The organism is Clostridium sp. 'deep sea', assembly GCF_014931565.1.
GTDB lineage: Bacteria > Bacillota > UBA994 > PWPR01 > PWPR01.
In genome coordinates, this window is sequence record NZ_CP063353.1 from 3,071,651 (window position 1) to 3,091,275 (window position 19,625).

Genomic DNA, 19,625 nt, shown 5'->3' on the forward strand with positions numbered 1-19,625 from the left:
AGGTAAACATGAAAAGAAGAGTGGTAGTAACTGGAATAGGAATAATTTCTCCTGTAGGTAATGACCTAAAGAGCTTTTGGCAATCTATTAGTACTGGAAAGAATGGCATGGACTTTATTAAGCGGTTTGATATAACCGACTTTCCAGTTAAAATAGCAGCTGAGGTTAAGGATTTTGATCCTACTGAATATATGGGAAAAAAAGATGCTAGACGTATGGATAGATTTTGCCAGTTTGCCTTAGCTGCTGCAAAGCAGGCTTGGCAGGATTGTAAGCTGTGTGATAATCCACCACAGGCAGATAGAGCAGGTGTAATATTTGGTAGTGGAATAGGTGGATTAGAGACTATTGAAAAACAGGCATTAAGATTAAATAAGTTTGGGCCCAAAAAAGTTTCACCATTTTTTATACCAATGAGTATCATAAACATGGCTGCTGGTTATATAGCAATTGCTCTTAATCTTAAAGGAGTAAATTCTTCTGTACAAACTGCCTGTGCTACTGGCAGTACGGCTATAGGCGAAGCCATGCAAAAAATACAAAATAACGATGTAGATGTAATAGTTGCAGGTGGTGCAGAGGCAACCATTACTCCGCTTGCTATAGCTGGTTTTCAGGTAATGAATGCCTTAAATGATGGCGATAATCCAGATAGAGCTTCTATTCCATTTGATAAAGAACGTAGTGGCTTTGTGATGGGTGAAGGCTCAGCAGCCCTAGTTTTAGAGTCGCTAGAGCATGCTCAAGCTAGGGGTGCAAAAATTTATGGTGAGGTTGTAGGTTATGGGTCTACTGCTGATGCCTATCATATAACAGCCCCATCACCAGAGGCCGAAGGAGCAACTAATGCTATTAACTTGGCCCTTAAAAGTGCAGACATATCGGCAAAAGATATAGGCTATATTAATGCCCATGGCACCAGTACTCCTATGAATGATAAATTAGAGACCCTAGCAATAAAAAAAGCGTTTGGAGATTATGCAGCTAAAGTTCCTGTTAGCTCTACTAAATCAATGACAGGTCATCTATTGGGTGCTGCTGGCGCAGTAGAGGCGGCTGTATGCCTTAAAGCTCTACAAGAGGGCATATTACCACCTACAATTAATTACCAAGTTAGTGACCCCGAATGTGATTTAGATTATATTGCAAATGAGCCCCGTAAGCAGCAAATTAAATACGCATTATCTAACTCATTAGGCTTTGGGGGACATAATGTTACCCTAGTGTTTAAACGTTGGGAGAACTAAAAATGTTTAATAAAGAACAAATAAAACAAATAATACCTCACAGACACCCTTTTTTGCTCATAGATGAAATTACAGATTTAATCCCAGGTAAAGTGGCTGTAGGTAAAAAACATGTAAAAATAGATGAATACTATTTTCAAGGACATTTTCCACAAGAGCCGGTAATGCCAGGGGTATTAATAATAGAGGCCCTAGCTCAAACCGGTGCTGTAGCCTTATTAAGTATGCCAGAGTTTAAGGGCAAAATAGCCTATTTTGGCGGTATAAAAAAGGCCAGATTTAAAGACAAAGTTATGCCTGGAGATACCTTAGAGCTATCAACAGAACTAACCTCCATGAAAGGTCGAGTGGGTATAGGTAAAGGCATTGCTAAAGTAAATGGTAAAATAGTAGCTACTGCAGAGCTTACCTTTGCAGTAGGAGAATAAGGTTTACAAAAGGGCTGTTGCTAATAAACTAAGCAATAGCCCTTTAGTTTATATCTTAGTAAACATTACATAAAACACTACAATAAACTTATAGTTAATAACAATTAATGACCCATAAAATTCAGTGTAAGCAAATTAAATAAGTAATTAATCATTCATCTATTTTATGGTATAATAAAACTTTACAACGACTAATTTTAAGGCTTTAACATTGCTCATATGATAAACTTTGCAAAAGCAGATTATATCACTGCTATTTGGGTAAAGTTATAAATGAGGCAGGAATTTATATGTTAACACCTAATAAAGTATATAGAGTTATGTAGGAGGATTAGGCTATGCAATCAATATCACGTCAGCAAATAAATAAAATAATTGAAGACTTACAAAATAAACTTAAACAAGAGCCAGAGAATGCAATGTATTTGCATGATTTAGGTGTAGCGTATATGCATTTACAAGAGTGGGATAAAGCTCTAGATAGCCTTACAGAAAGCTTACAATATGTTAATGGCAAAGAGGCTGTTAGTTCACTTTACCATCGCGGTACAGCATATGCTGAACAGGGTGATATAGATAAAGCTATTAAAGAATGGAAACAGGTAATTAGAATAGATGAGCACAATGTATTTGCCCACTATTCATTAGCGAAAGGTTATGCTTTTAAAAAACTATATGACGCAGCAATTATGCATTTAAAAAAGGCAGATAGATATAACCCTAATCGTTCATTAAAACTCATTCATCAAACTTTAGCGAGAGTATACACCTTAAAAGGTAATTATCAAGAAGCAATTAAAGCTTTGCATAAAATTCTCGATATAGATAAAGAAGATATAAAAGTTTTACATGAAATAAGTATGCTTTACTTGCATATAAATGAATTGAATAAGGCATTAAACTACTGCAAAAAAGAACTTAAATTAGGTAGCGAAGACCCCTCTGTTTATTATAATATGGGGTTGGCACATTTAGGACTTAATAAAGCCAATAAAGCAATAGAAAATTTTGAGAAAGCTTTAGTGAACGGCTTAACAGATATTAATATAAGAGTTAACTTAGGAGAAGCATACGCACGTGAGGGTAAAATTGATGAAGCAATAAGAGCATGGGAGCAGGTATTAGCTATTGATCCTAAAAACCTTTATGCTAGCTACAATATTGGTATGCTTTTTTATGATCACGGACTATATGAACGGGCTATTAAAGCTTGGGATAAAACCCTAAAAATAGACCCAAGCTACTTACCAGCAGTTGTTAGCACTGGTTCAGCTTACTTGGTTTTAGGAAGCTATGACTTAGCAGAACAATATATGCTCAAAGCAAGAGAGCAGGCTCCAGAAAATCCTGCAATTATTGGTAATTTAGCTGAAATACTTTTAATGTTAAAAAAGCCGCAAGAGGCACTAGAGCAGGCTCATATAGCTGCCAGATTACAGCAAACTAATCCACTTGTATTTGTTCTTTCGGGCTGTGCCTATGCTATGCTTGAGCAGTGGGAGCAGGCAGCTATTGCTTGGCAACAGGGTTATGATATAGATGAAAATGTGTTTACATTAACAAACACCTTAATAACTAAATGTCTTACCCAAAAACACCTTAATAACGTAATGAAAAATGGTGGAGAAGAAGGCAGTGTGGTTAACTTAATTAAAGTTGCTATAGAATCAGAGTCTAAAAACAAAAAAAATAAAGAAAAAACAGGAAAAGGTGTTTCAGAAATCTTAAATAAATTTATTAAGCGATAAACGCGATAAACGCGTTTTTAAATAACTGTTAGGGGTAATTGTTATGGGAGAAATTTTAGGAATATTAAAAAATTTTTCATTAATTGATTTTCTCGATATAATTATTGTTGCTTATATAGCATATAGAGTTATGTTGGTATTTAAACAAACAAGGGCTGTGCCTTTAATAAAAGGTATTGTAGCCCTTGCTGTGATTACAGCTATAAGTGAAATTGCTCAACTTACAACACTAAGTTGGCTTTTAAACAATGTTTGGACAGTAGGATTATTAGCTATTGTTATACTATTTCAACCCGAACTAAGAAGAGCACTCGAACAGTTTGGCAGAACAGGTTTGTTACCAACTAGTTTTAGGACCAGACCAGATACCAATATATCAGAGGCTATAGAAGAGGTTGCAAAATCAACAGTCATTTTATCTAAAAATAAAATAGGGGCACTTATTGTATGGGAACGTGAAACAGGAATGCGTGACTATATGGAAACTGGCATTGCTATAGATAGTTTGGTTAGTAGTTCCTTGCTTATTAATATGTTTATACCAAAAACACCGCTTCATGATGGCGCTGTTATGATAAGAAAAGGGCGTATAGTATCTGCTGCTTGTTATTTGCCTTTAACATCAAATAATGAACTAAGTACCGAGCTTGGTACACGCCACCGAGCAGCTATAGGTATTACAGAAAACACAGATGCTTTAGCTATAATAGTTTCGGAGGAAACAGGTGGAATATCATTAGCAGTAGACGGTCAACTAAAACGTTATATAGATTCTAAAACATTAGCAGATTTACTCCAGCAGTATCTTATGCAAGAGCCACATGAGAGAAGACTAGATAAGCTATGGAGAGCTTCTTCCAATGGAAAATAAAAACAATAATAACTTAACTAAAATAATAGCCATTATATTAGCAATAGTTTTATGGTTTTTTGTAAGAGTAAAGCTAAATTTAAAGTGAACTTTTTAACTTGTTTTACGTATATATTACAGATAGATTAAATAATGAAGAAAACACTTAATATCTAGAGATAATATTTGAGAAAGCAATATAGATATACTATACTAAAATAAACTTAAAGCTACATGTTGGAGGAGTGTAAGAATGAAAAGCAAAGGCTTTAATATTAAACAAGGTACATTACTAAAAATATTTGCACTATTTTTTGCTTTTTTTCTTTGGATTTATGTTCAAGCTCAACAAGTAGAACCTATAGATAACACCACTCAAAGCTTTACCAAGGTAGAAATAGAATGGATGACAGATCCAAATTACGATGTGGTAGCTGTTACTAATCAATATGTAGATATAATAGTAAGAGGGCAATCCTCAAAAATTAGTAACATAAAAGATGGTGACATCACTATGAAATTAGATTTGCGATCGTATAAAGATGGTAAATATAATATTAAGTTAACGCCGCAATTACCATTTGGAGTTAAACTTACTAGTATTACGCCAGATAATATTGATATAGTACTAGATAAATGGATTACGGAAGAAAAACAATTAGAGATAGAATACCTAAATGAATTACCTAGTGAACTAATAATTGAAGAGGTAGTTTTGGAGCCTAAAACAGTTAAAGTTAGAGGCACGCGTGGTGAGATGGAAAAAATAAAAAAAGTAGTAGTTCCATATAACTTAGAGTTGCAAGGTATATCAGCTGTAGAAATAAAGCCAGAAGCCAGAGATTCTAGTAATAAAACAATAGATAAAGTATTAATTAATCAAAATGTAAATGTAAACTTAAAAATTAAATACAGAAAGTGGTTGCCAGTAAAAGCCACATTCAATGGTGAATTACCTGAGGATATAACATACACAATAAAACCAGCCAGAATAGAAGTATTTGGTCAAAAGGCTGAGCTAGATGTAATAACAGAAGTATTTACAACAGAGATAGATATAAGTGATATTAAAAAAGGCGATGTTATAGAAAAAGAGATTGCTTTTCAAGATAACTTAGAGCCTAGCTCACCAGATTATAAGACTGTAAATATTACTTTTGAATAATAGGAGGTACTGTTTTTGAAAAGACAATACTTTGGAACAGATGGCGTGCGTGGTGTAGCTAATGGCTCACTGCTCACGCCTGAATTTGTACTAGCACTTGGTCAGGCAATAGCGAATACCTTACCTAGTACAGAAAATGGATTTATACTAATAGGCAGAGATAGCAGAGTATCAGGACTTATGTTAGAGTCAGCATTAGTTGCGGGTATAACATCGATGGGAAGAAAACCAGTGTGTTTAGGCATTGTACCAACCCCAGCAGTATCTTATTTAACAGCCACTACTAAAGCAGATTTAGGAATAATGATTTCTGCTTCACATAACCCAGTTCCAGATAATGGAATTAAACTATTCAACAAAACAGGCCATAAATTAGCAGATGACCTTGAGCTTAAACTAGAGCAAGAGCTAAGTAATAGATTAGCTGGTAAAACAACATCAAAACGAGTGACTGGAACAAACATACCTTTACCAGAGTCTAATAAAGAGTTAGTAAACCTCTATATAGATTATTTAATAAATAAGCTACCAGTAAATCTTAATGGCATGAATATTGTTTGTGATGCTGCCTTTGGTGCAGCAGCACCTTGGGTTAATACAGTATTTACAAAAGCTGGTGCCAACTTAACTACCATTAATGGTGAAGCACTTGGCTCAAAAATTAACGTTAATTGTGGCTCTACAAACATACATCAGTTACAGCAAAAAGTGTTAAAAAATAAGGCAGATTTAGGTTTAGCATTCGACGGAGATGCAGATAGATTGATTGCCGTTGATAATAAAGGTAACAAAATTGATGGTGATTCTATATTATATACTCTGGCGACTCATTTGTTTAAACAAAACAAACTTAAAGAGTCAGCTATAGTAGGCACTGTAATGAGTAATATGGGTCTTGAAAAATCACTTCAAGAACAGGGTATTGCCCTTATACGTGCTAAAGTAGGAGACCGTTATGTTTGGCAACAAATGCAGAGTAAAAATATCATATTAGGGGGGGAGCAATCGGGGCATATTATTAATAGTGAATGGGCGATAACCGGTGATGGCATGTTAAATGGTTTACAGTTAGCCGCAGTTATTAAACAGAGTGGTAAAACCTTGGCAGAACTAACTTCTGGTATGCAGGTTTATCCTCAGTGTTTGATTAATGTTGAAGTTGCTAATAAACAGCAAACAATGAATAACAAAAAACTATTGAATAACAAAGCCAAGGCTGAACAAGAACTACAAGATAAAGGTCGAATAGTATTAAGACCGTCTGGAACTCAACAGCTAATAAGAGTAATGGTTGAGGCCCAAAGTGAAGAACTAGCAGTAAAAACTGCTAAAAAAATTGCTACAGTTGTTGAAGAGGTAAGTAAATAACTGTACTAAAATTAAATATTATTTAATACAATATTTAGGTAGTAAATTATTAAGAACATTTAAATTATCAAAATAGTATAGTATCTATTAAGTTACTAGGCTTTTTAGCTCTTTAGCTTTATGGTGATACTTAAGCGCCCGGACTCTTTTAAGAGTTGACGAGGAGAGGGTTTATCGAATAGTCGGCGGGTGCCCTCCGGGTTGTCATACCCGTTAACGGCAGACAAAACTGTAGGTAACTACAGCCTAAAACTGACCAGGTGACATTATTTTGGAGGTTAAAAATTTGTGCGGAATAATTGGATACACAGGCCCTAAACAGGCCGCTAAAATATTAATAGATGGATTACAAATACTAGAGTATAGAGGTTATGATTCAGCAGGAGTAGCAGTACTTCATAATGAAAACCTAAAGGTTATAAAAAAAGAGGGCAAGGTAAGTAAACTGGCAGAGGTATTAGAGGTAGCTGATTCAACAGGTAACTGTGGTATAGCACATACCCGTTGGGCAACCCATGGTAAACCTTCGGATGTAAATTCTCACCCCCATACTGATTGCAATAATAACTTTGCTATAATTCACAACGGAATAGTAGAAAACTATTTAGAGCTAAAAGAAGAGCTGATAAAAAAAGGTCATAAATTTGATTCGGAAACAGATACCGAAGTTATAGCTCACTTAGTAGAGCAACTATATGCTGGAGATTTGTTTAACGCTGTAAGAGCTGTAGCAAATAAACTTGAGGGAGCTTATGCAATTGCAGTAGTAAGCACCTATGAGCCTAATAAAATAGTAGCAGTTCGCCAAGAAACACCCCTGTTAATAGGTTTAGGTGAAGGAGAAAAAATACTAGCCTCTGATCCCTCAGCATTGGTTAAATATACCAAGAAGTTTTGGCGCTTAGAGAATGGTGAGATGGCAGTAATAACTCCAGATAAAGCCCAAGCTTATATAACAGCAACGGGTGAAAAAATTGAAAAGCAAATTCAAGAAATTGATTGGAATATAGAAGAAGCTCAACGTAGTGGTTTTAACCACTATATGCGTAAAGAAATAGAAGAACAGCCAGAAGTAATTGAAAACACTCTGAGGGGGCGTTTTAATGATGATGGCACTATATCTTTACCTGAGTTAGATAATATAAAAGATGTGTTAAAAGATGCTCAAAAAATTCATATTGTGGCCTGTGGTACATCATATCATGCAGGTATAGTAGGCAAATATCTATTTGAGAATTTAGCGAAAATACCTGTAGAAGTGGATGTAGCAAGTGAGTATCGTTATAGAAACCCACTTTTAGCTAAAGGTGATGTTGTATTAGTAATAAGCCAATCTGGCGAAACAGCAGATACCTTAGCAGTTGTAAGATTAGCAAAAAAACTTAATATACCTGTATTAGGTATAGTGAATGTTGTAAATAGTAGCATTGCAGCAGAATGTGACGCAGTGACCTACTTACACGCTGGACCAGAGATAGGAGTTGCTTCTACAAAAGCCTATGTTTCTCAGTTGGTATTACTAACATTAATAACCTTATATTTAAAAGATATTCGTAAGGTAGCTATAGATACTACTCAAATAGTAAAAGACATACCAAAGCTAAGTAAATACGCAGCTGAACTATTAAAACAAGAGAACCAAATAGAGAATATTGCACAAACAATGAGAAATAACGCAAACTGTTTCTTTATTGGTAGATTATTAGACTATGCTGTAGTATTAGAAGGAGCCCTAAAACTAAAAGAAATCTCTTATATCCATGCCGAAGCAAAGGCAGCAGGCGAGTTAAAACATGGTCCATTAGCACTAGTTGAACCAGGTACACCAATAGTGACAGTTGTAACTCAAGATAGCATAAGAGATAAAATGCATAGCAGTATAATGGAGGTAAAAGCTCGTGGTGGTAACATTATACTAATAACCGACAAGCCTAACAAAGCTCAAGAGATTGCTAATACAGTAATAGCAATACCAAAAGTATCATCTTGGCTTTCACCCATACTAAGTGTTATACCACAACAATTACTCTCATACCACGCCTCAGTAATACGTGGTATAAACCCAGATCGACCAAGAAACTTGGCAAAAAGTGTAACTGTGGAGTAGGTAAGACTGTTTAACATAAAAACCCTATTAATAAAAATTAAAAATAAGGCCTCTAAATAAAAGTTTAGAGGCCTTTTTAATTAATTATTAATTAGTTATAATTTATTACATAGCAGGGTAATGCAATGATATGAACAAAAGGTAAAAAAACCTTTTTTAGCAACAAAACGTAGGGGAGCCCATTGGGCGTCAGTCGTCAAACATGCAATTATTTTAGATAGGAATATTAGTTGATAGCGAGTAAATTATGAACAAACCAAAACGAAAACATAATAGATTAAAAAATTACGATTATTCCCAAGCAGGGTATTACTTTATAACGATTTGTACAAAAGATAAAAAAAACCCTTTTTGGAAACAAAGCGTAGGGGAGCCCATTGGGCGTCAGTTGTCAAACCTGCAATTATCTAAGATAGGAATATTAGTTGATAAATCAATCAATAACATAACAAATAATTTTTAACATATTAAAATTGATAAATATAGAATATTGCCGAACCATGTACAATTAATTATAATATTATAGTCAATAAAAAGTTTACGCATTAAAAATTAGGTAAATCTATACAAATAGTATTTACTTTATGCAAACATCAAGGAGTACTTATGAATGAAAAAAAACTGTTAATAGCAATACTAATGCTTATAGTAATTATAGCTTGTTTTGTTATTTACAGAGCCAATATTACCTATGAAATGAAAGGTTGTATGACGTACTCTGAGTTAACTAGGCTTGTTAAAAAAGAATTAATAACTTTTAAGCAATACGAGTATCCTAATGACATGATAGAGTATTTAGCAAAATATAAAATTGTAATGACAGGTGAAACCCATTACATAAAAGAAAATGGTTTAGTATTAACTAACCTAATGATAAAGCTTCATGAAAAAAGTAATTTTAATACTTTATTAATAGAAATGCCACATTGCTTTAACTGGGTATACGAAGACTATGTTGCTGGATTACTTAAAGAAGTTGATGAGAAAAAAATGTTTTTAGAGTTACACCGTATAGATATCTTAAAAGACTATAACTTAACTCATGAATCTAAAATTAAAGTACATACTATAGATATTAATCATCAAAAACTCTACTTTACTAACAGTTTAAAATTTATGAATTCTATCTTAAAATCTAAATATATTGAAGATCAACTAACTAAGTACACAAACCATATGGATAATGAACTATATCTTAAAGCCTTAAAAACAACACTTTTAGAAATAAAAAGTAATCAAAGCATACTAACAGAGCAACTCACAGATAATTGGTATAATAGGTTATATAAAATGATTGAAGTAGAGATTTTAAGCCACAATTGTAGAAATCTCATTGAAATAGGCAAAAAAGAGCAAAGATACTATGAAAGAGAAGAGTATATTAAAAAAACTGTAGATCAGTATTTGCAAAATACAACTAAAATTATGTTACATATGGGTTCTCAACATATAAAAAATAATTCAAATACCTTTGACATAGAGTGGGTGGGTGAATATTTAAGCAATAGAAACTTACATGCTAAAAATAGTACCTATAGCATACGTTTATGTTATAGCAAAGGAAGTAATTACAGAGGTAATTATAATTTATTGAAACTAAGATTAAAAAATAATTTACCAGTGCTTATGGCAAAGTTAATTAAAAATAAGTCTGGATTTTTACCACTTCAAAACAAAGATTTTGATAATAATTTGTGGTTCTACATTAACAAACAACCGTTACAAGTTAAAAATTATTATGATGGTATATTGATGATGCCAGTGGGTACCTATGACAATACAATAATAGAAAACTATAATTAAGGTAGCAATTAAAATATTAAAAAAGGTTAATAAAAGTTATGTTATTAAATGTACAGCAAAAAGATAAAATAGTAATTAATAAATTTATTTGTGAAGATAACATTTTTAAAAAAAGATATACTACTGAATATCTTACTGCTAAATTAAATAAGTTTTATACAGTAAAAAACTATGCAGCATTTTTCCACAAACGTGCTAATGAAATATTAAGTTATGGTATTTATCATTTATTTGCAGAAAATAATGAAGACCTTTATAACAAGTCATTTTATACACATGTAAGACTGAACTATCTTCATCATCTAGCTATCAAAGATGAACAAAAGTATGTAGGTGGTTGTGACACTTATCATATGAGAGGAATGAAAAAAGCAATAATCCTGGAGGATAATAAGCTTATAAATGTTTATTTTAAAAAATATCCACAGTTAAGCCAATCTAGTTTATTCAACAATAAGTCACAACATAATTTTATATATTATGTATTTAATAAAACCGAAGATAAAAATTTGGTCTTAAATCAAATTGAAAAGGCTATAAGTGCAGCTAGTACTAAGTATGAAAAATATTATTTTTCTTGCTTGTTAAATTTACTTGTAGAAAATAAAGAGCAATACTTTAATGATTTAAAAAAACTAACACCTCTTTACTTAAGAGTAAGTAGTGATGATAAAACATTAAACAAATTTTATTGTGAAGATGCATTATTTTTAGCTAAGCTTGGTATGAAAGTATTTAGTATGAAATATTCTGATTTCAATAGTATTTTGTACATCACTGCTAAATTACTAATTTCTAAAAAACGAGATGAAAATGATTACCTAAATATATTAAATAATTTTAGTGAAATAAAAGAACTAATGATAAGTTTGCCACTTAACTATGAGTTATCAATTTTTCAAAAAGAAGAACTTTAAGTCTAAAGAAATAAAAACATACCCAATAACTGTAGTTATTAGGTATGTTATATTTGTTTAAAAAAAGTTACAGTCTTTTTAGTAGTTATAATTTTACCTGTTTTAGCTCAAGCCATAGTGGTTTAGAGTGGTTAATATTACCGGCATAGAATAATAGTGAATCAGGTTTGGCTGCATTTTTAAAGAGTTGTTCACAAACATAACCATACGAAATACATAAAGTATTTTGACTGAATTTTGGAGCAATTAAGGCTAGTGTATTATCTTCTTTTTGATTAACATATAGCCACTTATTTCTTGCTATTTCACTATTATTTAATACTTCTTCCCAAGGTCTAAAATTAAACTTATTAAACCAACACATAAAATCTTCTACTGTAGGAACAATAATATCCTTAACATAAGGAGAATAAAGTTGAACATAATTAGTAAACAGCATTCTCCTCATAATGAAATGACATTTATCGTTTAAATCTTTTTGAGTATTAAGTCTGTGTTCGTCTTTTTCTAAATCTTCTATAGCTAAATAGCTGTTTAATTCACGTGCATATAATGCATATACTTTTTTATTATAAGTTGGCATAATATCTGTGGCTATTTCAATATTATGAACCATATAAGGCTCATTAGAAGAGATTATGAGTCTATTATTTTTGGATAACTTATCAGCTGATATCCTCCAAACATCTTCTCTAAAGAACCTATTTCGTAAAGGGCTAACTATTGTACTTCCATCAAATAAAGAAATACAATCACTCATGTTAGAAACAAAGGTTTCTGGTCTATATTCTTTTTCAATGTCATACTCACCCTCTTGATTAGATAATGTAATAGAAACCTTTCTGTTTAGGTAATCAGTATTATTCATATTAATAAATCTACTACAAAGCCTTAAATAAATGGGTTTGTCTATTTTACTTAAATTAAACTCTATACTAAACTTACTTACTTTGGTATTGTTACTAACAGTATGCCAACTACCGTCAAAAATTTTCCATGGTTCAAGGGCAGACTTTTCCTTACAAAACTTTGCATTACCAATAATAGCTAAATTCTTATTAGCAAAATCTCCAACACTGTTATAATTTAAAATGTTACCAAAGTCAAAGAAGATATAATCTATGGCTTCTTTTTCAGCATATACTGCATTTCTTTCTAAAGGCAAATCTCCAAAAAATTCATTCTTAAACCTTTCCAAATAGCTAATAATATTACTGACAAGTGTATAATTAATACGTTTTTTATTTAATTTGCTATAACAAATTAACTGCCTACAAACTCTTCTTAATTCGTCTTTAATATTTTGTACTCTTTTCCATAAACCGTACTTGTTATTAATGAACAAAAGAATCTCTTCTAAGTATTCTTCACCATATGTTGCAACTAAATGATTATATTCATCGGGAATAACTGACATCCAGTTATAGGTATCAAAACTTATAGAGCATAAATAGTTTTTAAAATCAGCTATATCCCATAAGCAGTTTACATAATGAAGTAACTCTGAATTATTTCTGTAATCATCGCTATGTATTAACTTAAAATAAGCCTTTATTAAAGTAGCATATTTATCAATTTCATTAAACACAGGTAATTCAAGGGACTTATTAACAGCTGTTTTAATTTCATTTATGTATTCAGCTATGCTAGCTGTATCTACACCTTTTATTTGCGTAACTGATAGTTCAGGCATATAGTCATCTAAACAAGATATATACTTCATAATAATTTTTTCAATTATGTTATTATCATATAGTTCCTCAGTTAAATTATTTACATTTTTGCCAAGCTGAATAATTTCATTAAAAGTTTGCTGTTGTTTATTTAATACACAAAATTCTGGGGTTCTTAAAATAAACTCAACTAAACTAAGGCTACCTTCTGCCCAGTATATTGGTGATATATACTCTTTTAATCTATTGATAGGCGACAAATAGGTATCAGCATACTCAGCTAAAAATGGAATATATTCATCAATACCATTTTCTTTTATACCTTGAATACACTCGGGTATACCATCAGCTAAATGTTTTGATTTTAACATTGGTTTTATGGTAGAGCAGTTAATAAAATTATAAAATCCTTTAATCTGCATCTCATATGGCATATCATTATTAAAGTTTTCATGGTAAGTTAACATTTCATTTCTATTATTAAAGTAGTCTTCATCTAAGAGGATATCAAACATATTATCTAAAGATTTTTTTATCACTGAAATATTTTTATCAATATGTGCTAAGTCATTTTTAATATCTACAAAGTTTTCTATAATTGTTTGTTCTATATGATTTAAATACTTAAATACATTCTTAAAATTATGTTGTATCATATCACCTAATTGAGCAATTTGATCAATAATCATTTCCTCTGGAGTTTTTTTGTTTCTGTTAATAAAATATGATGTTATAGATGTAATACCTCCAATTAAACTAGCAGCCACCCCTATAAGTCCAAGTGGCCCAGCAGCACACCCAATTAGTGAAATCCCTACACTAAGAGTTGCGCCAATAATAACACCAGCACAATTAAACGCCTCTTCTACTTCTTCATTGCCTGTTGCACCTGCTATTAAACCTCCTAATTCAGTAATACCAGTTATAATGCTAGATGTATTGTTGATAAAGTCTTGAGCATCACTTACTTTTTGGCTTTTCTCCCAATCATCAAAAAAGTCATTAGCCTTTTCATTTAAAGATTTTATTTTAGTTATTTTAGTTTTTGAAGTTTCTTGTTGTATACCTAAAATATCATTTACTAAATCATCATAAATCTCTTGAGCGTCAACATCTTCATCATTAACACATTTTAAATGTCCCTCAATATACTTTTTGAATTTATCTAAATCACCATTATATTTAACAAATAATTCAGACAACATAGCCATGTCTAAAGCCTTAGGATTACCTGTTATTAATATTAATTCGTTAACTTTTTTATGAGTAATTTCAATACATTCAACGAGTGCAGTCTTAATTTTGTTTAAAAGAATAACTTCAACATTTAAATAAAAATTTAACAAATGTTCAAGTATTTTAACATATAAATTTAAATTATAAAACGATGGTATCGAAACAAAATTGTACTTTTCCACATCACTAACGGATGTAATTGCCTTATTAATACTTGGCATTGAAGATGCAATACAGTTTCTTATAATTCGTTCTTTACATTGGTGGTTTTGCTCATTTTTATCAAGATATTTGGCTATTAAAAGGGCCCTATAAATAAACCTATCACACTCTAATGTTTCTTGATTTTTTTTAATGTAATGCTGTTGAATAGTGCTGTTTAAAAATTTTCCTTGCTCTTGAGTCATTTTGATACCTCCTAATTAATAAAATACACATTGATATACTATTAGTATTATTTAAAAATTAGTACAAGTATTTTCCAGTAAGGGTCATTATAATAAAAATAACTTACAAATAGATAACTATAAAATATTTGTTTATAACCATATGATAATAAATTTACTTGCTTAATTACAGTTTAAAATACTTTAGTATCTATATGATATTGACTATCATTATCATATATGATATGTTTTAGTTGCTAAAACAAATTAACTAGGTATTATAAACTTAAAACGGAGGAATTATACAGTGAAAAATTTAAAAGTAATGATGGCCTACTTTTCTGGTACTAATAACACAAAAAAAATTGCAGATATAATTACAAAAAAATTAGAAGATATTAATGTGTCAATAACTGTAATTGACATTACTGCAAAATCTATTAGAGAAGAAGATATATCGATTAGTGATTATGATGCCTTTATTTTTGGCTTTCCTATTTACTCCTTAAGGGCACCACGTGTATGTAGAAATTGGCTAAAAAAGCTTAATGGTCAAGGAAAAAAATGTTCAGTTTTTTTTACATATGGAGGTTTTGGAAAAGATCCAGCTCATTATTATATAAAAGAGCTATTGGATAAACAAAATTTTAAGCTTGTTTCTACAGCAGAGTTTTTAGGAGCTCATACATTTAATTACAGCGGATGGCAAGCAGCTACAGAGCGTCCTAATAAATCAGATTTTAAGCTTGCTGAAGAATATACAGTTGCTACAGTTAAAAGATTTACTGGAGAAGATCCAGGAGAACTTAGAAAGTTTAAAAAACCAAAGTATAGTAAAATACAATTAAATATGGCAGAAAAATATAGATTTAACTTAATAAAACAGCTTCCAACAAGAGTTACCGAAAGTTGTTGTATGTGTGGAATTTGTGAAAGTATTTGTCCAACAAATGCTATGAATGCAAAGAAAGGTACTGCTAATCCTAAGGCCTGTATTGCATGCTTTAAATGCATTGCAAATTGTCCTGAGAAAGTAATAAAAACAAATGATCTATCTCATGCTTGGTCTCAAAAATTAAAATTTCATAAAACAACAAAAGAAGAAATAGACAATTCAAAAGGTATAATTTATCTATAAGAAAAAAAACACCTGTGAGGTAAGTTAAAATGAATGATTGCTCTAAAATAATTGAGAAGATGGCAGCTGTTCAATATAGAATTAATCTAAATGATAAAAAACCTAAGAATTTTGGTACAAGTCAGCTTTTATATCATTCTGAGATTCATTTTATTGATGCAATCGGAACTAGTAAAGAAATAAATGCTTCTCAGTTATCAAGTAAACTAGATATAACAAATGGGGCAGTGACACAAGTTTCTCAAAAACTATTACAGAAGAAATTACTAGAAAAATATAAAAAAGAAACAAACAAAAAAGAAGTGTATTTTAAATTAACAGTAGAAGGTAAAATTGCATATGAAAATCATAAACTATTTCATCAAGAACTAAATGATAAAATAGTTGCATATCTAAAAGAATTAAGTCAAGAACAAATTAATGGAATATTAGGACTTATAACTATTGCTGAAAATCATTTACCTCGACTTTCATAATTAAAAGCTATAGAGTTAGTTAGTAAAAATAAGGAACAATTATTAAAACAGAAAGAGGGGACAAAGTATGGAAATAATTAAATTAAAGTTATCTGCTACAATGTGTTATCTAATTCCAATTAAAAATAAGTATTTACTTGTAGACACAGGATATGAAAAAGATAAAGCCTTGTTTTATAAAAGCTTATCAAATTTAAATATTAGTATTAATGATATTGCTTATGTTTTGTTAACTCATCACCATGATGATCATGCAGGTTTATTAAATGAAATTAAAACTTGTAATAAATCTTGCCGAATTATTATGCATGAAAAATGTGTAGCTCTTCTTGAAAAGGGAAAAAATAATATGTCTTCTGGTGGTGGTTATATTAACAGGAGAGTTAATATGATGATTAAAATATTTAAGAAGATGAATAAAGAATGGGATTTTACTTTTCCAGCTTATAAAATAGATAGTAATGATATTATTATTAGCGATCAAACAACATTAAGAGAAATTGGCATAGATATTCCTGGAAAAATTATTTATACACCGGGTCACACAGTTGATTCAATTTCATTATTACTTGATAATGGGATTTGCTTTGTAGGTGATGCTGCTGCAAATATGCTAGGATTTATGGGAACAAAATATTGTGTTATTTTTATTGCTGATTTAAAACAATATTATCAAAGCTGGGAGAAGCTTATTAATCAAAATGTTAAGATGATATATCCTGCACATGGAGAAATTTTTGGAATTGAAAAACTTAAGAAAAATATCTACAAGAATAAAAAAGACAATATGGTAAAAGCAGACTAACTATAGATTAGTTTTAAGTTCTGCTAGCTGTTCCCATGTGTCCAGAGTTAAATAATAATGGTAATCATATTTAATATATAAATAGCCATTGATAAACTGTTAAAGAAGGTGAGTTAGATTTGAATGACATTAAAAAAGATTCATTTTTTCTTAATAAGATGGCTACTTTAAATAAGACAACAAAAAACTATACTATACATACAATTTTGCCTAAATACGGAAAAGGTACAATTACAATTTTCAATATTATACCAGGCTTAAAAGTAGTATTTAATGATTTAATGTTACAAGGCAAGATTGTTAACTGCTTTTCGAAATATAAGACGGTTTCCCAAGGTTATTTAAAAATTGAGTATTGTTTAAAGGGAAGTCTCTTGAGCAGTAATCAAGAGAACAAAGTATTTTTAGGTAGTAAAGGTATAGCTATGTACTATCAAGGAACTGGAAATGTTAGGGCAATGGTGCCTTATGATAAACATTATGAAAGCATTACATTTTTAGGATACAGTAATGAAATAATAAAAGTATTTAAAGAAATATTTCAAGTAGATAAAAATTTTTTTGCTGATTTTTATAAAATGATTAATAAGGGTAAAGCAATAGTTGTTAAATATAATAGTACAGTAAAAAGTCTTTTAAATGAGATAAAACAAGCTATTTACAATAATGATAATGAAATTATGAGATTAAAAGCGATTGAATTAGTATTCTATGAAGTAAAAAATTTTGATAAAAACAAAAGATTTAATGTAGTTTATTATAATCGTTCTACAATTGATAAGGTGATAATTATTAAAAGCTATATAATAAAGAATTTAGATAAAAAGATTACTATAAATTATATCTGTGATAGATTTAATATTTCAGCTAACACACTGAAAGGGTGCTTTAAACAAACGTTTTTAACTAGTATATACGCCTATATTAAACAAGCTAGAATGGAAAAAGGGAAAGAATCATTAGAAAATAGTGATAAAAGTATAATGAAAATTGCCTTAGATTGTGGATATAGTAATCATCATAGTTTTGCTAAAGCATTTAAACAACATTACAATATTACCCCAAGTGATGTAAGAAATTTACATCAATGATAGTGCAAAAACGCTGTAGAATACATTAGGATTAAGTCTTATATTCTATTATAAAATTAAGCGTAGAGTTTTTAATGATTAATTATCTGTTTGGAACCCTGGTTGCTCTGAATGAGTAAACAGGGTTATTTTTTTTATGTTAATATTCAAAAGAATAGAAGTTAGTTGAAACTAACTTAATCCATTAGGAGGTTAAGTGTTGATTAGATATATAAGAAAAAGACTTATTAGTTTAATAATAGTTTTAATAGGAGTAACTATCCTTTCATTTGTATTTTCAAATATATCCACTATTGATCCTGCTGAGGCACTAGCAAGACGTAACATGGTAAATCCTACACTTGATCAAATAGAACAAATACGAGAGGAAATGGGACTGAATTTACCATTACATAAGCAATATCTCAGCTGGGTAAGTCAATGTATAAAAGGTAACTTAGGTATATCATTAATTACAAGAAATCCTGTTAGTGTAGACATAGCTAAAAAATTGCCAGCTACATTAATGATGGTTGCAGCTTCTTTTATATGGATTATTACAATAACATTTCCCATGAGTATATTGTCTGCTATTAAAAAAGATAGTTTTTTTGATCATTTATTGAGAATGATAACCATTATTGGAATGTCTGTACCTAGCTTTTGGTTAGGGTTTATAATGCTTATTACGTTTGCTGTAATATTTCCAGTTTTTAATGTAGTAGATTATGGTAATTTAAAAAGTTTAATATTACCCTCATTAACACTTGCTATTCCTATTATATCAACTTCTATAAGACTATTTAGGGCTACTATAATTTCAAATATGAATAAAGACTTTGTAACATATGCAAAAGCAAGAGGGATTTCAAGCGCAAATATAATTTGCAGACATGTTTTAAAAAACTCCCTACCACCTATGGTAACTGTTTTATGTCAAAACTTAGGATACATGATAGCAGGAAGTGCAATTATGGAGAATGTTTTTTCTTGGCCAGGAATTGGCAGTCATTTAGTAGATGCAATTATAGGTAGAGATTTGCCTACAATAAATGGTTGTGTTTTAGTTATAGCAGTTATTTTTGTTTTATGTAATCTTGTTGCAGATATCTTAAGTATTATAATTAATCCCAAAATGCTTAATGAAAAGGGCGAGTTTTAATGGTTTAACATGTTAATAAAATTTATGATTCTACCCAACAGTCATT

At 30.6% G+C, this 19,625-nt stretch carries 16 protein-coding genes; 15 read left to right on the forward strand and 1 reads right to left on the reverse strand.

Features of this window, described 5'->3' with window-relative positions:
- Nucleotides 1–8 precede the first annotated feature (8 nt).
- The 10 genes from fabF (at nt 9) to IMX26_RS14345 (ending at nt 11,633) form a co-directional block, all read left to right on the forward strand.
- Nucleotides 9–1,247 carry a beta-ketoacyl-ACP synthase II gene (gene fabF, locus IMX26_RS14300; RefSeq protein WP_195159047.1) on the forward strand — a complete coding sequence of 413 codons (1,239 nt, stop codon included), beginning with the start codon at nt 9–11 and terminating at the stop codon, nt 1,245–1,247.
- Nucleotides 1,248–1,249: 2 nt separating this feature from the next.
- On the forward strand, nt 1,250–1,675 hold the full coding sequence (gene fabZ / locus IMX26_RS14305) for a 3-hydroxyacyl-ACP dehydratase FabZ (RefSeq protein WP_195159048.1): 426 nt from the start codon (nt 1,250–1,252) through the stop codon (nt 1,673–1,675).
- Between the two features lie 338 nt (nt 1,676–2,013).
- The gene (locus IMX26_RS14310; protein ID WP_195159049.1) at nt 2,014–3,423 is read left to right on the forward strand and encodes a tetratricopeptide repeat protein; all 1,410 of its coding nucleotides are present in this window, start codon (nt 2,014–2,016) and stop codon (nt 3,421–3,423) included.
- 43 nt (nt 3,424–3,466) lie between these two features.
- Complete coding sequence (cdaA, locus tag IMX26_RS14315) at nt 3,467–4,294, forward strand: diadenylate cyclase CdaA (RefSeq protein ID WP_195159050.1); 828 nt, start codon at nt 3,467–3,469, stop codon at nt 4,292–4,294.
- Nucleotides 4,295–4,526: 232 nt separating this feature from the next.
- A complete protein-coding gene (locus tag IMX26_RS14320; RefSeq protein ID WP_195159051.1) occupies nt 4,527–5,438 on the forward strand; it encodes a CdaR family protein in 912 nt (303 codons plus the stop codon).
- A 15-nt stretch (nt 5,439–5,453) separates the two neighbouring features.
- A complete protein-coding gene (gene glmM, locus IMX26_RS14325; RefSeq protein WP_195159052.1) occupies nt 5,454–6,806 on the forward strand; it encodes a phosphoglucosamine mutase in 1,353 nt (450 codons plus the stop codon).
- A 286-nt stretch (nt 6,807–7,092) separates the two neighbouring features.
- Complete coding sequence (gene glmS / locus IMX26_RS14330; RefSeq protein ID WP_195161418.1) at nt 7,093–8,913, forward strand: glutamine--fructose-6-phosphate transaminase (isomerizing); 1,821 nt, start codon at nt 7,093–7,095, stop codon at nt 8,911–8,913.
- A 247-nt stretch (nt 8,914–9,160) separates the two neighbouring features.
- Nucleotides 9,161–9,376 (forward strand): hypothetical protein, encoded by a 216-nt coding sequence (locus IMX26_RS14335; RefSeq protein ID WP_195159053.1) that lies wholly within the window; start codon nt 9,161–9,163, stop codon nt 9,374–9,376.
- A 143-nt stretch (nt 9,377–9,519) separates the two neighbouring features.
- The gene (locus IMX26_RS14340; RefSeq protein ID WP_195159054.1) at nt 9,520–10,716 is read left to right on the forward strand and encodes a hypothetical protein; all 1,197 of its coding nucleotides are present in this window, start codon (nt 9,520–9,522) and stop codon (nt 10,714–10,716) included.
- Nucleotides 10,717–10,754: 38 nt separating this feature from the next.
- Nucleotides 10,755–11,633, forward strand: coding sequence for a hypothetical protein (locus tag IMX26_RS14345; RefSeq protein WP_195159055.1), 879 nt, complete (start codon nt 10,755–10,757; stop codon nt 11,631–11,633).
- Between the two features lie 85 nt (nt 11,634–11,718).
- On the opposite strand, the gene IMX26_RS14350 is transcribed toward IMX26_RS14345, so the two are convergent.
- Entirely contained in the window at nt 11,719–14,949 is a 3,231-nt protein-coding gene (locus IMX26_RS14350) for a hypothetical protein (RefSeq protein WP_195159056.1), read from the reverse strand.
- 286 nt (nt 14,950–15,235) lie between these two features.
- Between IMX26_RS14350 and IMX26_RS14355 the strand changes: the two genes are divergently transcribed.
- The 5 genes from IMX26_RS14355 to IMX26_RS14375 all read left to right on the forward strand — a co-directional run bounded on the left by IMX26_RS14355 (nt 15,236) and on the right by IMX26_RS14375 (nt 19,579).
- On the forward strand, nt 15,236–16,066 hold the full coding sequence (locus IMX26_RS14355) for an EFR1 family ferrodoxin (RefSeq protein WP_195159057.1): 831 nt from the start codon (nt 15,236–15,238) through the stop codon (nt 16,064–16,066).
- Between the two features lie 29 nt (nt 16,067–16,095).
- Nucleotides 16,096–16,542 (forward strand): MarR family transcriptional regulator, encoded by a 447-nt coding sequence (locus IMX26_RS14360; protein WP_195159058.1) that lies wholly within the window; start codon nt 16,096–16,098, stop codon nt 16,540–16,542.
- A 67-nt stretch (nt 16,543–16,609) separates the two neighbouring features.
- Complete coding sequence (locus IMX26_RS14365) at nt 16,610–17,347, forward strand: MBL fold metallo-hydrolase (protein WP_195159059.1); 738 nt, start codon at nt 16,610–16,612, stop codon at nt 17,345–17,347.
- 119 nt (nt 17,348–17,466) lie between these two features.
- On the forward strand, nt 17,467–18,438 hold the full coding sequence (locus tag IMX26_RS14370; RefSeq protein WP_195159060.1) for an AraC family transcriptional regulator: 972 nt from the start codon (nt 17,467–17,469) through the stop codon (nt 18,436–18,438).
- 199 nt (nt 18,439–18,637) lie between these two features.
- Nucleotides 18,638–19,579, forward strand: coding sequence for an ABC transporter permease (locus IMX26_RS14375; protein WP_207729288.1), 942 nt, complete (start codon nt 18,638–18,640; stop codon nt 19,577–19,579).
- Nucleotides 19,580–19,625 lie beyond the last annotated feature (46 nt).